Annotated in this window: 17 protein-coding genes; 6 read left to right on the plus strand and 11 right to left on the minus strand. The window is 68.6% G+C overall.

Going from position 1 to position 19,314, the window contains the following annotated elements; genetic code table 11:
* Positions 1-27: 27 nt before the first annotated feature.
* On the minus strand, positions 28-1,923 hold the full coding sequence (locus AC4EEV_RS09325) for a DEAD/DEAH box helicase (RefSeq protein ID WP_109045565.1): 1,896 nt from the start codon (positions 1,921-1,923) through the stop codon (positions 28-30).
* Positions 1,924-2,239: 316 nt separating this feature from the next.
* On the opposite strand from AC4EEV_RS09325, the gene AC4EEV_RS09330 reads away from it, so the two are divergent.
* A complete protein-coding gene (locus AC4EEV_RS09330) occupies positions 2,240-2,995 on the plus strand; it encodes a class I SAM-dependent methyltransferase (protein WP_491330744.1) in 756 nt (251 codons plus the stop codon).
* On the opposite strand, the gene AC4EEV_RS09335 is transcribed toward AC4EEV_RS09330, so the two are convergent.
* Both AC4EEV_RS09335 and AC4EEV_RS09340 read right to left on the minus strand, forming a co-directional pair.
* The gene (locus tag AC4EEV_RS09335) at positions 2,992-4,398 is read right to left on the minus strand and encodes an MFS transporter (RefSeq protein WP_491330745.1); all 1,407 of its coding nucleotides are present in this window, start codon (positions 4,396-4,398) and stop codon (positions 2,992-2,994) included. The genes AC4EEV_RS09330 and AC4EEV_RS09335 overlap by 4 nt on opposite strands.
* Positions 4,398-5,753, minus strand: a complete 1,356-nt coding sequence (locus AC4EEV_RS09340) for an MFS transporter (protein ID WP_491330746.1) — start codon at positions 5,751-5,753, stop codon at positions 4,398-4,400. The genes AC4EEV_RS09335 and AC4EEV_RS09340 overlap by 1 nt, the downstream gene beginning before the upstream one ends.
* Positions 5,754-5,894: 141 nt before the next feature.
* Here AC4EEV_RS09340 and trmB point away from each other — a divergent pair, with 141 nt between their 5' ends.
* Positions 5,895-6,818 carry a tRNA (guanosine(46)-N7)-methyltransferase TrmB gene (gene trmB, locus AC4EEV_RS09345; RefSeq protein ID WP_109045562.1) on the plus strand — a complete coding sequence of 308 codons (924 nt, stop codon included), beginning with the start codon at positions 5,895-5,897 and terminating at the stop codon, positions 6,816-6,818.
* Positions 6,819-6,863: 45 nt separating this feature from the next.
* Here trmB and AC4EEV_RS09350 read toward each other — a convergent pair whose 3' ends face one another.
* Together AC4EEV_RS09350 and AC4EEV_RS09355 are read right to left on the minus strand one after the other, a co-directional pair.
* Positions 6,864-7,310: a hypothetical protein gene (locus tag AC4EEV_RS09350; protein WP_018760802.1), complete on the minus strand. Its 447-nt coding sequence runs from the start codon at positions 7,308-7,310 to the stop codon at positions 6,864-6,866.
* A 4-nt stretch (positions 7,311-7,314) separates the two neighbouring features.
* Positions 7,315-8,895 carry a fimbrial protein gene (locus AC4EEV_RS09355; protein WP_109045560.1) on the minus strand — a complete coding sequence of 527 codons (1,581 nt, stop codon included), beginning with the start codon at positions 8,893-8,895 and terminating at the stop codon, positions 7,315-7,317.
* Between the two features lie 253 nt (positions 8,896-9,148).
* Here AC4EEV_RS09355 and AC4EEV_RS09360 point away from each other — a divergent pair, with 253 nt between their 5' ends.
* Both AC4EEV_RS09360 and AC4EEV_RS09365 read left to right on the plus strand, forming a co-directional pair.
* Positions 9,149-9,967 carry a DUF1206 domain-containing protein gene (locus AC4EEV_RS09360; RefSeq protein ID WP_018760800.1) on the plus strand — a complete coding sequence of 273 codons (819 nt, stop codon included), beginning with the start codon at positions 9,149-9,151 and terminating at the stop codon, positions 9,965-9,967.
* Between the two features lie 29 nt (positions 9,968-9,996).
* Positions 9,997-10,500: an SRPBCC family protein gene (locus AC4EEV_RS09365; RefSeq protein ID WP_018760799.1), complete on the plus strand. Its 504-nt coding sequence runs from the start codon at positions 9,997-9,999 to the stop codon at positions 10,498-10,500.
* Here the strand turns inward: AC4EEV_RS09365 and AC4EEV_RS09370 are convergent.
* Complete coding sequence (locus AC4EEV_RS09370) at positions 10,487-11,143, minus strand: anti-sigma factor family protein (protein ID WP_018760798.1); 657 nt, start codon at positions 11,141-11,143, stop codon at positions 10,487-10,489. The genes AC4EEV_RS09365 and AC4EEV_RS09370 overlap by 14 nt on opposite strands.
* A complete protein-coding gene (locus AC4EEV_RS09375; RefSeq protein ID WP_018760797.1) occupies positions 11,140-11,640 on the minus strand; it encodes a sigma-70 family RNA polymerase sigma factor in 501 nt (166 codons plus the stop codon). Before AC4EEV_RS09375 ends, AC4EEV_RS09370 begins: the two co-directional genes overlap by 4 nt.
* Positions 11,641-11,830: 190 nt before the next feature.
* On the opposite strand from AC4EEV_RS09375, the gene AC4EEV_RS09380 reads away from it, so the two are divergent.
* On the plus strand, positions 11,831-12,379 hold the full coding sequence (locus AC4EEV_RS09380; RefSeq protein ID WP_491330747.1) for a COG4315 family predicted lipoprotein: 549 nt from the start codon (positions 11,831-11,833) through the stop codon (positions 12,377-12,379).
* A 23-nt stretch (positions 12,380-12,402) separates the two neighbouring features.
* Here AC4EEV_RS09380 and AC4EEV_RS09385 read toward each other — a convergent pair whose 3' ends face one another.
* The 4 genes from AC4EEV_RS09385 to AC4EEV_RS09400 all read right to left on the minus strand — a co-directional run bounded on the left by AC4EEV_RS09385 (position 12,403) and on the right by AC4EEV_RS09400 (position 15,607).
* Complete coding sequence (locus AC4EEV_RS09385; protein WP_491330748.1) at positions 12,403-13,164, minus strand: hypothetical protein; 762 nt, start codon at positions 13,162-13,164, stop codon at positions 12,403-12,405.
* The gene (locus AC4EEV_RS09390) at positions 13,157-13,735 is read right to left on the minus strand and encodes an RNA polymerase sigma factor (RefSeq protein WP_018760794.1); all 579 of its coding nucleotides are present in this window, start codon (positions 13,733-13,735) and stop codon (positions 13,157-13,159) included. Before AC4EEV_RS09390 ends, AC4EEV_RS09385 begins: the two co-directional genes overlap by 8 nt.
* 167 nt (positions 13,736-13,902) lie before the next feature.
* Complete coding sequence (locus AC4EEV_RS09395; protein WP_491330749.1) at positions 13,903-14,601, minus strand: protein tyrosine phosphatase; 699 nt, start codon at positions 14,599-14,601, stop codon at positions 13,903-13,905.
* A gap of 160 nt (positions 14,602-14,761) precedes the next feature.
* Positions 14,762-15,607 carry a DMP19 family protein gene (locus AC4EEV_RS09400; protein WP_018760792.1) on the minus strand — a complete coding sequence of 282 codons (846 nt, stop codon included), beginning with the start codon at positions 15,605-15,607 and terminating at the stop codon, positions 14,762-14,764.
* A 220-nt stretch (positions 15,608-15,827) separates the two neighbouring features.
* Between AC4EEV_RS09400 and AC4EEV_RS09405 the strand changes: the two genes are divergently transcribed.
* A complete protein-coding gene (locus AC4EEV_RS09405) occupies positions 15,828-19,295 on the plus strand; it encodes a DEAD/DEAH box helicase (protein WP_491330867.1) in 3,468 nt (1,155 codons plus the stop codon).
* Positions 19,296-19,314: the final 19 nt, after the last annotated feature.

Below are 19,314 nucleotides of genomic sequence, written 5' to 3' on the forward strand. Positions count from 1 at the left end.
ACCACCGCTGTACTTTAAGGAGCGCTTCTAGCGGCCGCGGCGCTCGTTCGACGCCGGAGCCGATGCGCGGCGGGGGCCGCTGCGGGCGGGACGGCCCGAGCCGCCGTTGCCACCGCTGCCGGAGCCGTAGGATCCGCCTGAGGTTCCGCCGGTGTTGGAGGACCAGACGGCCTTGCTGCCGCCGGTGCCTGAAGAACGCTGGCCGGAGGCACCTGCCGCTGCACGCTGGCCGGTTGCCGGGCGCCCGCTGCGCTGGCCCCCGCCGGACGCGGGGCGTCCGCCTGAGGCCGGGCGGCCGGAGCCGCCGCGCGGGGCATCACTGCGGGTGATCCGGGAATCCCCGCGGCCCTCCGCTGCACGGCCGTCGGAACCGCGGCCGGCCGATGAGCGGCCACCTGCTGCGGGAACGTCGTTGCGGTGGGTTGAGGCGGTGCCGCGGCCGCGGGCATTGCGGCGGGCAGCCGCAGCTGCCACAGCGCGGTCCTCGTTCTGCTCCGCGTTCCGGTCGAAGGCGGCGCGGGCTTCGGTCCGGCCTTCGAAGGCTGCTGCGCGGCGCTCAGCACGGGGGGCGTCACTGCGGGCGGGCTCGGCCGAAACCTTGCCGCGTCCGCCGCGGCCACCACGGCCACCGGCGCTCGGCGCAGCCTGGCGGCGTGCACGCTTGCGCTCGGCGTTGGCACCGGTGGAGGTGCCGGCACCCTGCTTGGGGGCCTTGGCCGCCAGCAGTGCGGCGCGGGTGCGGGGATCGACCTTTTCGGCAATGTCGCCCACGAGTTCCGCCACGATCGGCGAGCTGGCGGTGACGCGTTCAAAGCTGACGTCAACGCCGGCGGCCTTCATGAGCTTCTTCACGTCGGACTGCTGCTCCGGCAGGGTCAGCGTGACCACAGTGCCGTCGGAGCCGGCGCGCGCGGTGCGGCCGGAACGGTGCAGGTACGCCTTGTGCTCGGTGGGCGGATCCACGTGGATCACCAGCTCGACGTCATCGACGTGCACACCGCGGGCGGCGACGTCGGTGGCCACCAGGACGCGGACGTCGCCGTTGGAGAACTCGGCGAGGTTGCGGTCACGGGCATTCTGCGACAGGTTGCCGTGCAGGTCCACGGCGGGGATCCCGGCGTCGGTAAGGGTCTTGGCCAGCTTGCGGGCGTGGTGCTTGGTCCGCATGAACAGGACGCGGCGGCCGGCACCCGAAGCGAGCTCAACGATCAGCTGCTTCTTGACGGTCTGGTCGTTGACCACCAGCACGTGGTGCTCCATGGTGGTCACCGCGGCCTGCGGGTCGTCCACCGAGTGGGTGAGCGGGTTGGACAGGTAGCGCTGGACGATCTTGTCCACGCCGTTGTCCAGGGTGGCGGAGAAGAGCAGGCGCTGACCCTGGCTGGGGGTCATGTCCATGAGCTTCTTGACCACGGGCAGGAAGCCGAGGTCGGCCATGTGGTCGGCCTCGTCCAGGACCGTGATCTCCACGCCTTCGAGGGTGAGGATGCGCTGGCGGATCAGGTCCTCCAGGCGGCCGGGGCAGGCGATGACGATGTCGACACCGGCGCGCAGCGCCTTCTCCTGCCGGGCCTGGGAGATGCCGCCGTAGATCACGGTGGTGTTCAAACCGGCGGCCTTGGCCAGCGGCTCGATGGTGGCGTTGATCTGGGTCGCCAGTTCACGGGTAGGTGCCAGGACCAGGCCCATGGGGCGCCCGGGCTTGCGGAAGTACTTGGCTTCCCGCTCAGCGAGTCTTGCTACAAGCGGGATAGCGAAAGCAATGGTTTTACCGGATCCGGTCCGGCCACGGCCAAGGACGTCACGGCCGGACAAGGTGTCCGGGAGGGTCTTCACCTGGATGGGGAACGGTTCAACGATTCCCTGCGCGGTGAGGGTGTCTGCAAGGGCCTTGGGAGTACCGAGGGCAGCAAAAGTAGTCATGTAGTTTTTTACGGTCTTTCTGGCGGTATCCGGGCGGATATCGGCCCCCGGTGCCGGTTGGCCCAGGGGTTTCGCCGAAGAAAAGTCAGGTGATCAACCGGGCGCTGCACATAGGGACAGCCGGCCGGGACCAAATGGAACGCGTTCATCGACGCAGGATGTGCCTCTCACATGAAGAAAGCCCACTCCCTGGAAGGAACTCCAGATCCGGAGCAGGCGGCATCACTGCACATCAAGTTCCTCCAGTCTAGCATCCCGAGGCCGGGCGGCCGTCCGCGGCGTTGCCAACGGGGTCATGGCGGGGCAGTGTTGGAGCATGAGTGAACACCCGGGGCAGGGCCAAGACACGCACCAGGAGGAAGCGCACCGGCAGCACGCGCACGACGCCGGCGGGTCGCCGGAAGCGGGCAGCGGCGTCGACCCCGGGGCGGTCTGGGACGAGCGGTACCGGAGCAAAGCCCGGCTCTGGAGCGGAAAGCCGAACCCCCAACTGGTCCATGAGGCCGGCGGCCTGCGCCCCGGCAAGGCACTGGAACTCGGGTGCGGCGAGGGCGCCGACGCCATCTGGCTTGCCCGGCAAGGCTGGTCCGTCACCGCCGTCGATGTTTCCGCCGTGGCGCTGGAACGGGCCCACTCGCACGAACTGGCCGAGCTGGCACGCGAAAGCGTGAACACATCCAGCGGGGACATCCGCAGCCGGATCACGTGGCAGCAAGCGGACCTCACGACGTGGCAGCCCGAGGGTTCCTACGACCTCGTGACCTCACAGTTCCTGCACTCGCAGGAACTCGACTGGCGGGTCCCGCTGCGGGCAGCCGCCGCTGCCGTCAAGCCCGGCGGGACCCTGCTGGTGGTGGGCCACCACCCGGACCGGCTGCCGCCATGGGGCAACGACCACCACCAGCACCTGGACATGTTCTACACCGGAGACCAGCTGGTCCGTGAACTGGCCCTGGACGGCCCCGGCTGGCAGCTGGAAGTCCTCACAAGCCGGGCGCGCCCTGTCACCGGGCCGGACGGGCAGGAGGCGACCATTGCCGACGTCGTCCTGCGCGCCACCCGCCTTCCCTAGCCCGCCGGACCCTGCCTGCCGGTGACCCGCGGCGCCACCAGCACCGCGGCCAGCCCGAGGGCCGCGGTGAAGGCGAAGACGCCGGCAAAGGACTGGACCGCCGTGGTAAATGCCGCGAAGACTATCCCGGTGGCGGCGAGTGAAAGAGCCCCGCCCAGCGAGTCGGCGATTGACATGGCGGAGCTGTTGAAGCCCTCGTTGTCCTTGCTGGACAGTGCCAGTGTCATCACGCTCAGCCGGGGGTAGAGCAGGCCCATCCCGCCGCCGGCCAGCACCCACCCGGCGATGGCGACGGCGGCCGGCCAGTGCAGTCCCGCCGTGGCCAGGGCCAGGAGGATGGCAGCGAGCACCATCAACGAGCCCACCCGCACAGCCCTCCGGTGCTCCAGCCGCGGGCCCATGCGGCCCTGGACCGCCGCGGCACCGGCCCACGCCAGCGCCCCGCCGGTGAGGGTGACACCGGCCAAGGTGGGCGGGAAGCCGAACTGGTCGATCAGCAGGTAGGGAAGGTAGACCTCCGCCCCGAAGAAGGCCGCCGAGGCGAGGCCGCGGGACAGGATCACGCTGGGCAGTCCCCGCCGTGCCCTAAGGGTCCCGGCGGGCACCAGCGGCCGGACCGCTGCCAGGGCAAGGACGACGGCGGCAACGGCCAGGAGTGCCTTGGCGGGCGGGAAGGCGGGGATGCTGAGGCCGGCGGAGAGGTTGAGCCCCAGGACGGCAAGGGCTGCCAGCGCCGCCCAGCCGAGCCGGGCCGGAGCCCACGGCGGGAGGTTTCCTTCCGCTCCGCCGGCTGGTTCCGGCGGGTCCAGTCCGCGCAGGACCGGCACGATCATCGCGAGCGCCGGAATGACCAGCCCCACCACGCCCAGGAACACCCAGTGCCAGCTGAAGACCTGCGCCACCACACCGGCCGCGACGGGCCCCACGAGTGAGGGCACCACCCAGGCGGCCGAAAACGCCGCGAAAATCCGGGGATGCAGGGTGCCCGGGTAGAACCGCGCCACCAGGACGTAGAGGGCCACGGTGAGGGCGCCCCCGCCGAAGCCCTGGACCAGGCGGCCCGAGACCAGCATGGGCATGGAAACCGAGGTGCCCGCGACCAGCAGGCCGGCCACGAACAGCGCTACGGAGGCATACAGCGGCAGGGCGGGCCCGCGCCTGTCGGACCAGTTGCCGGCGCCCACCATGCCGATGACACCGGTGGCCAGGGGCCCTGCGAAGGCCAGCGCATAGAGGTTTCCGCCGTTCAGTTCCCTGCTGACCAGCGGCATGATGGTGGTTACGGCGAGGGATTCGAAGGCGGCCAGGAACACCAGGGCGCAGGTGCCCACTGTCACCCAGAAATACGGTGGCCGGAAGATTCCGGTGGCATGGTGGACGGCCGGAAGCGTGGGGTCCTGCATTACGTTTCCTCGCCCACATGCCGGTTCCGGCCGGAGCGGTAGCCGAAGACCGCCGCGAGCAGGCCCACCACCGTGAACAGGACGCCGGCGGGAACGAAGGACCCGGTGGCCTGGTGGAGTTGACCCACCAGGAGCGTTCCGGTGGAACCCACCCCGTAGCCAACGCCCTGCATCATGCCCGACAGGTGCGCGGCGGTGTGCCCGTCCCGGGTCCGGAGCATGATCAGGGTCAGCGCACAGGCGGTCAGGCTTCCCTGGCCCAGGCCCAGCAGCCCCGCCCAGACCCAGACCAGATCCAGCGGGCCCACAATGCTCAGCACGAACCCGCTCCCGGTCATCAACGCCACCACGGTATTGATGGCCCGCTGGTCGCGGAACCGCGCGGCCAGCGCAGGGGCGAACAGGGACCCCAGCATCTGCAGCACGATGCACACGGCAACGATCAATCCAGCCGTGGCCCCGTCAACGCCTCTTTCCCGGAGGATGGGTGCCAGCCAGGCGAAACCGCTGAAGGACATCATGGCCTGCAGCACCATGAAGATGGTCACCTGCCAGGCGACGGAGGAGCGCCACACGTTGACGCCGTCCCTGACCACGTGGTGCCGGACCGTCCCCTGCCGCACGGCAACGGGCAGGAACAGCAGGAGCACGACGGCGGCCGGCACCGCCCAGACCCACAGCGCCCTGGTCCACTCCCCCGTCGCCGTGTACACCGGGTAGGTGAACCCGGCCCCGAGCGCCGCGGACGCGCAGATGGCGGTGGTGTACAGGCCGCCCATGAGGCCCAGGCGGTGCGGGAAGTCCCGCTTGACCAGGCCCGGCAGGAGCACGTTGCACAACGCGATCGCCGCACCGCACGCCGCCGTGCCGGCCAGGAGCGCAGGCAAATGCCCGGCCCCACCCATCGCCGCCCCGGCGTCCACAGGCCGCAGCAACAAGCCCGCCGTCAGCAAGGCCATGGCCCCCAACAGCACCCGCTCAGCACCAAACCGGCGCGCCAAAACCGGGGCCACCGGGGCAAAGACACCCAGCAACGTCACCGGAACCGTGGTTAACACCACCACGGACCAGCCAGGCAGCCCCGCCTGCGCGGTCACCTCCGGCAACACAGCAGACAGGCTGGAAAAGACACTCCGCAGGTTCAAGCCGATCAGCACCAGGCACACACCCAGATAAGCCAAGTCGCGGCGGCCGCCCACACGGGTGGGCCCGGGCGCGGGAAGTTCGTCAACCTCCGCGTCCACCAAAGTACCCGGATCCACCAGGCTGCTGCCCGTCCTGGGACGTCTTTGGCTTTCTTCGGAGACAGCCCCTCGCCGTTGCTTCCTTGCGTCGGCATTCGTTGCGTCCGTCATCCGCCCATTCTTGCAGGAGCGCGCTGCGCCGGGAGTTATCCACCTGCGGGGGCACCGCTGAGGCGGTTGCCGTCGAAGGCCGCCGGGCTGCCCGAAGGATGCCCTGACCGCCGTTCTCTTCGCGGCGCTATTCTGGAAGGGATGAGCGAATCCCCTGAAAACCCCCAGCAGCCGCATGTCCCCAGGCCCGTCACGCCCGGAACCCAAGCCTCCTTCGGTACCTACGGCGGCCGGCCGGTGAGTTTCGTGCGCCGCGGCACCCGGTTGCAGGGCCGCCGCCAGGCCGCCTGGGCCGAGCATGCGGAGCGGTGGGCCGTGGACGTTCCCCGGCACGTGGCCAACACCTCGGTCCACCCCGACTACACCTTCGACGCAGCGGCCGAGTTTGGCCGCGAGGCCCCGCTGGTCGTCGAGATCGGGTCCGGACTGGGCGATGCCATCTGCCACGCGGCAGAACAGAACCCGGACACGAACTTCCTGGCCGTCGAGGTCTACACGCCCGGGCTCGCCAACACCATCATCAAGATCAACAGCCGCGGCCTGACCAACGTCCGCGTGGTGGAGGCCAACGCCCCGGAGGTTTTGGCCACCATGCTTCCCGCAGGCTCCGTCAGCGAACTGTGGGTGTTCTTCCCGGACCCGTGGCACAAGTCGCGGCACCACAAGCGCCGCCTCATCCAGCCAGAGTTCGCCGCCCTGGCGGCAAAGGCGTTGAAACCAGGCGGCCTGTTCCGGATCGCCACCGACTGGTCCAATTACGCCATCCACGTCCGGGACGTCATGGCGGGCTCGGCGGACTTCGAAAACCTGCACACCGGCGAGCGCCGCGGACCTGAAAGCCCGCTCACCCAGGTGTGGCAGTCCGGCGTCGAATCACTGGTGGGCGGTGCACCGGTCAGGGAAGGACGGGCGCCCGTAAGCACCGGGCACACCGGTCCCAATGAAGGCGTGGACGAAACCGGCGGCTGGGCGCCACGGTTCGAAGGCAGGATCCGGACCAGCTTCGAGGCGAAGGCCCACGAGGCCGGCCGGCTGATCTTCGATCTTTGCTACCGCCGCCGCTGACACGCCGAACGGCAAGGCCCTCCCGGCTGCTGCAGCGCGGGCGCGTTATCCCACGTTAATGGCGGCCACGATCTCCTTGAGCATGTCCAGCCGGGGCTCCGCCTCAGCGTTCAGGTACGGCCAGATGACCACCACGCCGATGAACCGGCCGCTCTCCCACACGCCTACCGTGGCTGCCACCTTGGCCGCCCCTTCGGCGTCGTCATAACCCACCACCACGCCATACGCGGACTTGCCGGGGAGGTTCAGCTCGCCCTCGGCCAGCAGGGTGCCGCCGCGCTCCTCACGGTAGAAGTCGGACATCAGGTGGGCCCAGCCGTTGGCCTGCGGCGCATCCTGGACGGAGGTGTCGTCCTTGATCACGGTGACCAGGACGCCGCCCAGCAGGCCGTACTGCTCGCTGTTGGGCCCGGCGGTGGAGTCGTCCAGGACCTGGGTGTGCTCGGGGAAGTCTGCGGTGAAGCCCAGCGGGGATTCGATGTGCACTGACATGGTTTCAGAGCCTCTCGAGCTTGGTGTCGTTGGGGACTTTATAGTACGTGGAGACGTTGGTGGTGGCCTGGTTCTCGGTCTTCACTTCCACCTCGCCGAGCTTCACGTCGAACCCCGCCTCGTTGGTGGCGGTGACCACGGAGTTCACCTGGACGGTGGCGGAGCCGGCCTCGTACAACCTGGCGGCGTCCCGGGCAGCACCGGCCTCATTGCCGAGGGCAACGTTGCGAAGGTAGCTGTCGATGACGGGCCGGTTTTCCGGGGAGTAATCCACGTTGATCTTGACCGTTCCCTGGGTACCCGCGGTCACGGTCGAGTCGAACTTGGCGGCCTTCCCGTCCACGCCTTCGGTGACGCCCTGGGCCACGGTCCCGTCCATGGAGACGGACACCGAATCGATGTTGTTGCCCTTGTCCATATTGACCTGCAGGCCGCCCTTGCCGGAGGCCTCGAAGACACGGCCGTCCAGGTTGAGCTTGCCCTGTGCCGAGACCTCGCCGCTGGCCGTTGACGTTCCGTCCGTCAGGTTGCGCTCGTACGCGAGGTCGAGCTTCGCCGAGCCGGACGCCGGGCCGGATTCGCCCGAGGCCTCCAGCGAGAACGTTCCCTTGGCCTTGTCCGTCTGGCCGGTGGAGCCGTTGTCGTGGGCGGCATCGTTGATGGTGTCCAGGATGTAGCCGGGCGGGTTTCCGGCCACGTCCTTGATATCGCCGATGCTGTCCGGCGGCAGGTCCTTGTACATTTGCTCACGGGCCGCCATGGCTTCCTCCACGCTGGCGAACGTGTACTCACGGGATACTTCCCCGGTCAGGGTGGCTCCTGCCGTGCCGGTGGTGTCGTTCACGCCCAGGCCCATGTTTCCGTACACCTTCATGGTGGCGGAACCGTCGGCGTTCTCCACCACTTCGGTGCCCACTTCGGCGCCGCCGTGGACCCAGGCCACCCGGGCCTCGATGGAGGCCTTGCCCGTCTCCGAGTAGATCGGGATATCCGCCTTGGCAAGCTCCTGGAGGTGCTGCTTGGCCAACTGCTGGGCTGCGGCCGGGATGCCGCCGTCCATGCGCATCAGGTCCTCGGCGAAGGGCCCGTCGCTGCCTTCGCCTTCTATCAGGTATTTGCGGTCTGCCGCTGACAGGCTGTCCCACCACTTGGCCTGCTCTTCCGGGCTGGCGTTGACCATGCGCTCCAGCCCGGCTTCGAGTTCCTGGCGGTGCTCGGCTGCCGCCCTGGCCGCCTCGGCCTTCTCCTTCAGCCACTCCCGGGCCTGGGCGGCCAGCGAGGTCAGCCGGTCCCAGGTGCTGGTCCCGGAACCGCCGGAACCCGCGGTGGAGGCTTTTTCCTGCTCGTCGGCCTGCCGCATCAGGACCTTTGAGTTCTCCCGCAGGCTGGCCACCACCTTGTCCAGGCTGGGCCGGTGGCTTCCGCTCCACTCCTGGCGGAAGCGGTCACCGTCCCGTCCCTTCCACGGAGCGGACTGGATCTGGCTGTGCAGGGTGCCGGCCCGGCTGCTCAAAAGAGACGCCGCCTGGTCCGCTGCCTTGGCCAGAGCCCGCAACTGGCTGACGTCAGCGCCGTAAAAAGTCATGGTTTCCCCCGGAAAGTGTGCAGTGCGTGTGAATCGCTGGTCCTTATGGTTGCACAGGTGGCCGGGCCCGGCGATGGGGATCCCTCCCCATCCCCGTACTCGGGAGCAACGGCTGGGCCGTGCGGCGGCCGGCGGACGCTTGCGGGGCCGGCTGTTCCGGACCGGGCCGGCGTGGCACGATTGCCCTTGTAAGAAGGGCACGCACACCAGCGCACCACCGCGCTTGGCCAAAGGAACGACGATCAAAAAAGAATTGCAGCAGGCCGTTGACAAGGCCGAAGACGTCACGAATTCGCGTGTCCTGGAAATTCTTGCCCGGCTGGGTTTCGCGGTCAGCGGCATCCTGCACCTGCTGGTGGGGGCGATTGCCATCCGGCTCGCCGTGGGCGGTACCGGCAGCGCCGATTTCAGTGGGGCCGTGGCCGAGTTGGCCACCATGCCCGTTGGCCCCTTCCTGCTGTGGGGCAGCTTCGCCGCGTGCGCCGCCCTGTCGTTGTGGCAGACCAGCGATGCGATCTTCGACTTCAACCACCAGCCCACCAAGACCAAAGCGAAGAACAAGGCCAAAGCCGTCCTGCAGGCCATCGTCTACGCCGTGCTGGCCCTGACGTTGTGGCACTTCGTCACCGGCACCGGCTCCGGCGGCGACAACCGCAAGGCCACCAGCGACTTCACCGTTTCCATGATGGTGGCGCCCGGCGGTGTGGCGTTGCTGGTGCTGATCGGCGTGGCGGTGGCGGTCACGGGCGTGGTGTACGGCATCAGGGGACCCAAGAAGTCCTTCCAGAAACAGCTGCGGATGCCCGCTCCCGGCCCGGCCAGGACGGCGGTCACCGCGTTGGGTGTGACCGGCTACCTGGCGAAGGGAACGGTGCTGCTGCTCGCCGGCCTGCTGATCGTCGTGGCCACCGTGAAACAGCACCCGGAGGACTCCACGGGCCTCGATGGCGGCCTGCGCGCCCTCCGCGACCAGCCCTTGGGCCCGTACCTCCTCGCCGCGGTGGGGGCGGGCCTGATTTGCTACGGCGCGTACATGGTAATGCGCGCCCGGATGGCAAAAATGAGCAAGTAAACGGCGGTGCGGGTGGCTAGGGTTGGGGCATGCCCCAGGTACGAGCCGAACGTTTCATCCGCATCGACCCGGATACTGCCTTTGCCTTCTCCCAAACCACCGGGACCTTCCGGCTGAAGTGGGATCCCTTCATTTCCGCGCAGGGGTTCCTGGACGGCGCCCGGGCTCCCGGAAAAGGCGTCCGGACCCGCACAAGGTCGCGGCTGGGCCTGTCCATGGTCAGCCAGTATGTCTCGTTCGCGCCGCCGCGCAGCGTCGGGATGACCATGGTGTCCGGTCCGTGGTTCTTCGATAATTTCGGCGGCGGCTGGCGCTTCACCGCGGACGACGGCGGCACACGGGCGGTCTGGAAGTACACCTTTTCCTGCCGGCCGGCCGTCCTCCGGGCAGCAATGGAGCGGATCGGCAGCCGGCTGCTCGGGTACGAGATCGAACGGCGGATCGAGGCTTTCGCCCGCGCCTGCGAGGACGAGGCGCTGGTGGCAGAGTTCCGGGCGATGAACGCCGGGCAGGGTGGGCCTACGGAACCGTAATCACCGCCACCGCGTGCTGGGCGCCGTCGCGCAGTTCCACGCTGGAGATGCTGGCCAGCTGGATGGGCGTTGCCCCGGTGACCTTGACCTTCCCCGTGGGGGTGGCCGACCAGGCGCAGGCACGGTCCTCGCCCCCGGCGCGGTCGCGGACCCACAGCGAAAGCGTCCCGTCCGCGGGCAAGCTGCTGCCGCTCACGGCGAGCTCGGTCCCCCAGGCTTTGCGCGCCATGTCGATGTGGACCTGCAGCCCGTCCCCGGAAGCCACGGAGTAAGTGGCATCCGGCTGCGGCGGCCTGACCAGCAAGGGCCCCACCGCAAGGCCCACTGCCAGGCACGCGGCCGCAACGGCGCCCGCCAAAGCCACCCACCGCCGTCGTACATTCCGACGCCGGCGGGACAGTTCCTCGAAAAGGCGGGCGGGAACGTTGCTTCCGGCATCCTCGCGCCCACCGGGTACCGCGGTGAGCGCCAGGGCGTCAGGGACGGGAAGGGCGTCCAGGAGCACAGGCACCTTTTCCAGCGATGCCAGCTCCTTGCGGCAGGCAGCGCAGTCCTGGAGGTGGCTTTCGAAGACGGCGACATCCTGGGGATCGAGCCCGCCCAGGACGTAGGCGCCGAGCAGGTGGTGCGGGTTGGCGCTCACCGTTCCACCCCCATCTCGTCCAGGATGGTGCGCAGGGCCCGGAGCCCGTAGTACGCGCGGGACTTGACCGTGCCGCTGGGGATATTGAGCTGGGCGGCCGCCTCGTTGACCGTGAACCGGCGGTAGTGCAGGGCCACCAGGACCTCACGGTGTTCCTTGCTCAGCCTCAACAGCGCTTCCTCCATCAACACCCGGTTAAGCATGTCGTCGACGCGTCCCACCACCTCGACGGGATCTGCGAGGCCGCTTCCGAGGGCCTCAGCCGGCCGGCGTTGGCTCCGGCGATAGTTGTCGATCATGACGTTCCTGGCTGTGCGGTACAGGTAGCTGCGGAAGCTGCCGTTGATGTCCGGGGCGTGCTGCCAGACGCGGAGCACAGTTTCCTGGACCACGTCCTCCGCCAGCTGCGGATCCCGGATTGCGCTGAGCACGAAGCGGCGCAGGGCGCTGCCGTGTTCGCGGTAGATTGCCTCCACCACGCCGTCATCGAGCGGCATCCCACCCTCCCGTCACCTGGCTTGTCGCCGAAACCCTGCGCTTCCGGCTGTTACGACGCCCGCGGGGCGGAAAAGGTTCAATCGCGCGCATCGTGTGAACCATTCTTCACCCGAAGGCGTCGTAGGGGTTAGCGTCCGGTGATCCGACGCCGGGCCCTACCAAGGAAAGAACCAGCCAAGGGAGCACACCATGAAGCACCATCTCGGGCCGGGCCTCGCCATCCTGGCCCTCGCCGCAGCCCTCAGCGGCTGCGGCAGCAGCTCCGGCACCGCGCCGGCTGCCACCAGCCCGGCAACAGGCACCGCGGCTTCCGCGTCCTCCGCCTCCTCGCCTTCGTCCTCCGCATCATCCTCGCCGGCCGGGGCCGCCGTCGAGCTTAAGACGGCGTCCTCCTCAGCCGCGGGCAGCATTGTGGTGGACGGAAAGGGAATGAGCCTCTACCTCTTCACGAAGGACACCAGGGATTCCGGCACCAGCGCGTGCACCGGCTCCTGCGCCGTCCAGTGGCCGCCGCTGACCACCACATCCGGGACGCCCACCGCGGAGGGGGTCACCGGCAAGCTGGGGACCATCACGGGCGCGGACGGAAAGAAGCAGGTGACCTTGAACGGCATGCCCCTGTACTACTTCGCCAAGGACACCAAACCCGGAGACACCCTCGGCCAGGGCGTCGGCGGCGTATGGTTCCTGTCCGATCCGTCAGGTGCCATGGCCAAGGCGGCGGGGCAGGCCTACTGATTGGCCTTCGACGGCAGTCCGGCTTACTTCAGGGGAACGTCTGTGGCTTTGCCGGGAAGCGGGACCCCGGTGGGGACGGGGACGGGGAGTTTCGGTGCCTGCTCCAGGCCCTTCCTGACGTCCCCGGGGACCTCCGTGGGCAGTGACGGCTCCGCCGGCACCCCGGCCGGCTTCGGGGCCGGGGACGCGGACGATCCGTGGCTGGGGGTGCTGCCCGGCCGCGAGGCAGCCGACGACGACGCCCCGCCGGCGGGTGCCGGAGCGGTTGCAGGTGCCGCTGGAACGGCCTCCGGGCTGGCGGCCGCGGGCCGGGTCGGCGCGGGGCCAGGCACCGGCACTTCCCCGCCCTTGGTGCCAGCGGGTGCGGCGGTGGAACCGGTCACGAAGGAGGTGACTGCCTGGTTCAGCTGGCTGAACGAATCACGCAATCCCTGGTCGGAGGCGGCGGCGACCGCGCCGCCGGCCGCGAGGGACGCGGCAACGGAGAGCGTGGTGAGCGTAATACGACGCTTGGCCCTGCGGCGGGCGGCCAGTTCATCTGCCGGTTTGGCCGCAGGAAGCGCCGCCGTTGCCGGGGCCACGGCGTGAAGCACGGTGGTGGCCGGGGCGGCGGTTGCCGCGCCGGCCATCAGGGCGGCGATTCCGGCTGAAGGCTCCGGTGTCCCGGCTGCCAGCGAACGCAGGTCGAGCAGGACGTCACGGAGCTGGCCGTCGTCGTCGAGGCCTGCCTCCAGCAGGAGTTCGTCAACCACCCCGTCGTTGCGGGGTCCTGCGGTGTCACTCATGATTCGCCTGGTTTCTCTTGAGCGTTTGGGCCTTAAGGTTCTGCAGGGCGCGGCGCTGGAGCTGCTTGATGGCTCCGGCGCTCTTGCCCATGATGGCGGCCACCTGTTCGATGGACAGGTCAGCCACGACGCGAAGGGCCAGGACCTCCTGGTGTTCTTCGCTGAGTCCTTCCAGCATGGCGGCGGCTCCGCCGGTCAGTTCAACGGCGTGGTCCTCCGCGGACGGGGTTGTCCGGCCGTCGTGCTGGGGGTCGTACGGTGTCAGCTGGGGGCGCCGCTCCAGCCGGCGGTAGTAGTCCACCATGCGGGCGTGGGCGATGGAAAAGAGCAGCGACTTGGCGCCCTGCAGCCCGCCGGTGAGGTTGCCGATCCTGGGATAGAACGCCATGAAGACGTCCTGGGTGACGGCTTCGGGGTCATCAAGTCCGCGTGCTTTGAGGTAGCCCTGCACCGGCCCCGCAAAGGTTCTGTAGGCAGCAGCGAACAACGCGGCCGGATCCGTTCCGGCTGCGTTGTCGAATATGTCGGACTCTTCTTGGGCCAAAGTGTCTAGCACCAGCGGCTCCTCCATCCCGGGATCCGGTTCGCGGCTTTCCCGGTTTGCGGTATGGACTGCCAGTTTCCGTGGTCTTCCGGCTGCCTTGTTGCGGGTGGTTCAGGGGTGCTGTCCCAGGCATGCGCACCCCGCCCGGGTGCCCGGACTGCGGCCGCAGCCGCAGTCCAGACTAGCCAACTGCCTTAGCGGACCGAAACTGAAGGGGCGTGGGCGGTGTTGCCACCCACTGCCGGAACGGCCGGAACGGCGGGCACGGTGGTGTTGCCTTCGGCGCCCGGAACGGCAGGGACGGCGGGCACGGACGGAACCGCGGGCTTTTCGGCCTCAACCGAGGCTGAACCCTTGGCTGCGGCAGCAGCCTTGGCGGCAACGTCGGCCTTGGCCACGACGTCAGCGCAGTAGCTCTTGATGTTCGCGTCACCCTTGGCGGCGATGGACAGCGAGGAGAACGCCGTCGAGGACGCGTTCAGTCCGCCATTGGCGAAGGCGGTGCAGAGGCCCAGGGCAGCCGGACCGGCAGCGTCTACAGCGGTCTTGGCGTCGGCGGAGGCGGTGGTGGTGGTGGTGGCGGAGACCTTTTCGTCTCCGGCCGCAGCGGTGCCGGTGGCCTTGGCGCCGGCGTCCGCGGAAGCGTCAGCGGTCTTCAGGGCGTCGGAAACGGCGGCGGTGGCGGTGGGCGCCGGGGTGGCCTGGCCGTTGGCCGCGGCGTCGGCGCCGAGCTTGGGGGCCGGTGCGCCGAAGACTTCATGGGCCGTCTGCTGGGCCTGGGTGGGCAGGACGCCCGAGATGGCGGCGGCGCCGGTTCCGCCAACGGCCAGGGTTCCTGCAGCCAGGACTCCGGCGGCGACTTTGCTGGTGGCGAGCACGGTGAACACAGACATTTAACTTCTCCAAACCTAGACAACACGTCCGATTGGGCCCGGCGGGCGGACCCATCACTGACTACATCGCCGGGGACGTGGCGGAGGTTACGGGTGTCTGCTTTTTTATTTCCGGCCTCCCCGGGTGGCCGCGCCGGGAACGGAGCGGCCACCCGCGCTGCTAGGCCTCCACCAGGTCTGCGTCCTCGAATTCCACGGCGGCCACGATCTCCTGGGTCTCGGGATTGATCATGAAAGCCTCGTCCTCCTCTTCCACCATGAGGAAGTCGCCGTTGTCGGTGCTGAAGTGCCACGCCAGGGTCTTTTCGCCGTCGTGAATGTAGTTGGGGTCGCCCATGGTGATCTTCGTGAGCTCGACGCCGGCAATGTCGCACAGTTCGCGGATGACCACTTCGAAGTCCGGCGCGTCCTCGAGGGCTTCTGCATCGGCTTGGGCGCGGCGTTCCGGCAGGTCCGGGATGTGCGCAACCAGGCCCTGGATGTATGGCCCCACCTCCTCGTCGTCGAGCACCACGAGGTCTGCCTGGCGGCGGAGCCAGCCGGCGTTGAGCGCCGTGATGTTCTCCTGCTCCAGCAGCTCCTCGAATTCGCCGTCCAGCTCCTCCATCCGGAGGACGGCGTCGGGGACATCGCCGCTGTCATCGACGCTGCCGTCGAGGTAGAGCTCCGTTTCCTCCCCGGACAGCGCGTCGTAGCATTCGACGGCGCGGTTGAACAGTTCCAAGTGCGCGGTGGCCCCCATGCCCGCCATGCCCTCGCGGATGAGCGTGTCCGTCGCGGTGCGGTCGAGCGCCAGGAAGGCGTATTGCGCGAAGCCGCCTTCCAGCGCCTGCGTCAGGTAGAAATCGACGTAGTAGCTGCGGACAGCCACCGGCGCCATTTCCTCGGTGCGGAGCAGGGCCGTATGCATGGCGTCGATGACGGTGACGTTGGCCTGGACCGCTTCCTCATCGCTCGCTTCAATGCTGCTGCTGGTCAGGACGACGGGCTGGGGCGTGGTGATCATGGAATTCCTCGCTGCTGGGGTGGTGGTGCTCCGGACGCTGTTCACGCTACGGGGGCCAGTTCACGGCAGCATTGAGGAGGAAGTGAACGTCAAGCGAAGTTTTCGAGGCGGCCCAAGAAAGAGCGCGGGACATGGGCCTGCTGCCGGGAGAACTAAGATGGATCAGATAACCACCCACCGGACCCGGCTCCGCCGTGGCCTGCCGAAAGTAGCGCGCACCATGCCATCCCAACCGGACGAAAGTGCGGCACTGGCAATACAGACACCCGCCATCAACGACCGTTCCCTCGCGGCCGGGCTGGCGTATGCCATGGCCAGCAGGGTTTCGGGCATGTCGTTCGACGCCGGTACCGGGCTCATGCTGGGCAAGGTCCGGGGCGGCGCGGAAGTTCCGTATTCCACTACCGCCAAGCTGGTCCGCAAGGCGGGCGGCTGGAGCTGCACCGTTGGCGTCTGCAGCTGCCCCGTGCGCAAGGACTGCAAGCATGTGGCTGCCTTGCTCTTCGCGGCGGAGGACAACCCGGCCATCCGGATGCAGCTGTTGGCCCCGTCCACGGCCACGCAGGTCTCCCGCGCCCCCTCCGCGGCCCTCTCGGACTGGGAGCAGGCCCTCAGCCCGCTGATTTCCCAGCCCGGCGCCGCGCCTTCGACCAGCGGTGTTCCCCTGGCACTGCAGTTCGAGGTTGAAGAGCCGCCGCCGCATTTCTCCTACACCGGCCGCCGCGACCCGGTGCGCGGCGTGCGCCAGCTCAAAGTCCGGCCCGTCATCATGGGGGCCAAGGGCAAGTGGATCCGCGGGGACGTTTCCTGGAACACGCTGAGCTACCTGAACTTCCGGCGCGAATCGAACCACGCGCACGTGGAATGGATGCAGGAGTTCCTGGCCGGGCACTCGCCGTCCGCCAGCCGGATGCACAATTCTTCCGGCCTGTGGCTGGGCCTGAACTCCTATGCCGGGAAGAACCTGTGGGGCCTGCTTTCCGATGCCCGCAAGATCGGGCTGGCCCTGGTCCACTCGCGCGGCGCTGAGCCGGTCCGGGTCACGGAGGACCCCGCCGCCGTCGGGCTTTCCCTGAGCAGGTTCGGGGCGCCGGCGGATCCCGGCGGCTCCGGAAATCCAGTGTCCGACGCCGGGCTGGAGTTGTCGCCCACCATCACCGTGGCGGGGGAAGAGGTTGATCCGGCAGCGGTAGGCACCATCGGCCGGCCCGCGCACGGCCTCTTTTTCACCTCCGGTGAGGCCGCACTGCCGGGCGTCCCGGATCCGGACGGCGCCATAACGCTGGCGCCGCTGGAGAACGGGCTGAGCGAAGAGCTCCTGGCATTCGTCACGGCCGGCAGCACCCTCCACATTCCCGCCAAGGATGAATCGCGGTTCCTCACGGGTTTCTACCCCAAACTCAAGCAGGCTGCCCGGGTCACGGCGCGGGACGAGTCCGTGGAGCTCCCCGAGCTGGCCGTCCCCACCCTGTCCCTGCTGGCCAATTACGGGGCGGACCACCGGGTGCGGCTGCACTGGGAGTGGCACTACCGCACCGGAAAACTGGTCACGGCGCAGCCCCTGTGGCGGCACCCCGGCGATCAGGGTTACCGGGACGACACCGCCGAGTCCCGCATCCTGGAAGGAATCGGCCAACCTTGGGACACCGTGGCCGCCCTGGGCGAGTCCGCCACCGGCGGCTGGGGCACTCCGCGCCTGGCGGCGTCGGTGGAACTCAAGGGCCTGGATACGCTGGCGTTCACCGAAGAGGTGCTGCCCAGGCTGCGGGAAGCCCCGGACGTGGACGTGGAAACCGTGGGCGAGATCGCCGACTACCGCGAAGCGGAGGAGGCACCGGTGGTGTCGATCTCCACCAAGGCCACCGAACAGCGGGACTGGTTCGACCTCGGCATCCAGATCTCCCTGGAAGGCCAGCCCGTCTCCTTCGCAGCCGTGTTCTCCGCGCTCGCCTCCGGACAGACCAAGATGCTGCTGCCCAGCGGCGCCTACTTCTCGCTCGACCTGCCGGAACTGCACCAGCTGCGGGCACTGATCGAGGAAGCCCGTTCGCTGCAGGACAACAAGGATGCGCCGCTGCAGATCAGCCGCTTCCAGGCAGGGCTCTGGGACGAACTGGCGCAGCTGGGCATCGTGGAGCAGCAGGCCGCCGCCTGGCGCTCGGCCGTGGGCGGGCTCCTGGAGGGCGGGGTGGACGGTTTGCCGCTGCCGGCGTCCCTGAACGCCGAGCTGCGCCCCTACCAGCTGGAAGGCTACAACTGGCTCAGCTTCCTGTACAAGCACGGGCTGGGAGGCGTCCTGGCCGACGATATGGGCTTGGGCAAGACCGTGCAGGCGCTGGCACTGATGTGCGCTGCCAAGGACCATGGGCTTGCGTCCGGGGAGCAGCCGTCCGGAGACCGGCACGACGGCGGAGCTGCCGCCGGCCCTGGAACCCAACCCGCCGGCGTCGCGCCCTTCCTGGTGGTGGCACCCACCAGCGTGGTGGGCAACTGGGCGCTCGAAGCCGCCCGCTTCGCGCCCGGCCTGACCGTGCGCACGGTGGGCGAGACGTTCGGGAAGAGCGGCCAGGACGTGGCCGAGGCCCTGGGCGGGGCCGACGTCGTCATCACCTCCTACGCCTTGTTCCGCATCGACTACGAGGCCTACGCCTCCCGGTCCTGGGCAGGGCTGGTCCTGGACGAGGCGCAGTTCGTGAAGAACCACCAGTCCAAGGCCTACCAGTGCGCCCGGAAGCTGCCGGCGGTCTTCAAGCTGGCCATCACCGGCACCCCGCTGGAGAACAACCTGATGGAGTTCTGGGCGTTGACGTCCATCGTGGCGCCCGGCCTGTTCTCCAGCCCCAAGCGCTTCGCGGAGTACTACCAGAAGCCGGTGGAAAAGAACGGCGACAAAGCGCAGCTGGAGAAGCTCCGGCGGCGGGTCCGGCCGCTGATGATGCGGCGCACCAAGGACCAGGTGATCAAGGACCTGCCGCCCAAGCAGGAACAGATCCTGGAAGTGGTGCTGAACCCGAGGCACCAGAAGGTCTACCAGACGCACCTGCAGCGCGAGCGGCAGAAGATCCTGGGGCTGATCGAGGACGTCAACAAGAACAGGGTCACCATCTTCCAGTCGCTGACGCTGCTGCGGCAGCTCAGCCTGGACGTCTCACTGGTGGATCCTGCCTTGTCCGCGGTGCGGTCCTCGAAGCTGGATGTCCTCTTCGAGCAGCTCGAGGACCTCGTGGCAGAGGGGCACAGGGCCCTGATCTTCAGCCAGTTCACCGGATTCCTGGGCAAGGTCCGGGAGCGGCTGGACGAGGAAGGGATCGAGTACTGCTACCTCGATGGCGGCACCCGGAACCGCGCCGACGTGGTCAGCGAATTCAAGAACGGCAGCGCGCCGGTGTTCCTGATTTCGCTCAAGGCCGGCGGATTCGGGCTCAACCTCACCGAGGCCGACTACGTCTTCCTCCTCGATCCCTGGTGGAACCCTGCCTCGGAGGCGCAGGCCGTGGACCGGACCCACCGGATCGGGCAGGCGCGGAACGTGATGGTGTACCGGCTGGTGGCCAAGGACACCATCGAGGAGAAGGTCATGGCGCTGAAGACCCGGAAGTCCCAGCTGTTCGCCGACGTCATGGAGGGCGATGCCCTGGCCGGCGGCGCCATCACGGCGGAGGACCTGGCGGGGTTGTTCAAGGAGTAGCACCCGGTTTTGACGCATA

This window comes from Pseudarthrobacter sp. MOO14, assembly GCF_058267675.1.

Excerpts from the sequence above, each read along its gene's own strand:
- AC4EEV_RS09380 (WP_491330747.1), top strand. The coding sequence starts at position 11,831 with ATGAAGCACCATCTCGGGCCGGGCCTCGCCATCCTGGCCCTCGCCGCA.
- AC4EEV_RS09325 (WP_109045565.1), bottom strand. The coding sequence starts at position 1,923 with ATGACTACTTTTGCTGCCCTCGGTACTCCCAAGGCCCTTGCAGACACC.
- AC4EEV_RS09405 (WP_491330867.1), top strand. The coding sequence starts at position 15,828 with ATGCCATCCCAACCGGACGAAAGTGCGGCACTGGCAATACAGACACCC.
- AC4EEV_RS09395 (WP_491330749.1), bottom strand. The coding sequence starts at position 14,601 with ATGTCTGTGTTCACCGTGCTCGCCACCAGCAAAGTCGCCGCCGGAGTC.
- AC4EEV_RS09355 (WP_109045560.1), bottom strand. The coding sequence starts at position 8,895 with ATGACTTTTTACGGCGCTGACGTCAGCCAGTTGCGGGCTCTGGCCAAG.
- AC4EEV_RS09335 (WP_491330745.1), bottom strand. The coding sequence starts at position 4,398 with ATGCAGGACCCCACGCTTCCGGCCGTCCACCATGCCACCGGAATCTTC.
- AC4EEV_RS09385 (WP_491330748.1), bottom strand. The coding sequence starts at position 13,164 with ATGAGTGACACCGCAGGACCCCGCAACGACGGGGTGGTTGACGAACTC.
- AC4EEV_RS09365 (WP_018760799.1), top strand. The coding sequence starts at position 9,997 with ATGCCCCAGGTACGAGCCGAACGTTTCATCCGCATCGACCCGGATACT.
- AC4EEV_RS09350 (WP_018760802.1), bottom strand. The coding sequence starts at position 7,310 with ATGTCAGTGCACATCGAATCCCCGCTGGGCTTCACCGCAGACTTCCCC.
- AC4EEV_RS09340 (WP_491330746.1), bottom strand. The coding sequence starts at position 5,753 with ATGACGGACGCAACGAATGCCGACGCAAGGAAGCAACGGCGAGGGGCT.
- AC4EEV_RS09390 (WP_018760794.1), bottom strand. The coding sequence starts at position 13,735 with ATGGAGGAGCCGCTGGTGCTAGACACTTTGGCCCAAGAAGAGTCCGAC.
- AC4EEV_RS09330 (WP_491330744.1), top strand. The coding sequence starts at position 2,240 with ATGAGTGAACACCCGGGGCAGGGCCAAGACACGCACCAGGAGGAAGCG.
- AC4EEV_RS09375 (WP_018760797.1), bottom strand. The coding sequence starts at position 11,640 with ATGCCGCTCGATGACGGCGTGGTGGAGGCAATCTACCGCGAACACGGC.
- trmB (WP_109045562.1), top strand. The coding sequence starts at position 5,895 with ATGAGCGAATCCCCTGAAAACCCCCAGCAGCCGCATGTCCCCAGGCCC.
- AC4EEV_RS09400 (WP_018760792.1), bottom strand. The coding sequence starts at position 15,607 with ATGATCACCACGCCCCAGCCCGTCGTCCTGACCAGCAGCAGCATTGAA.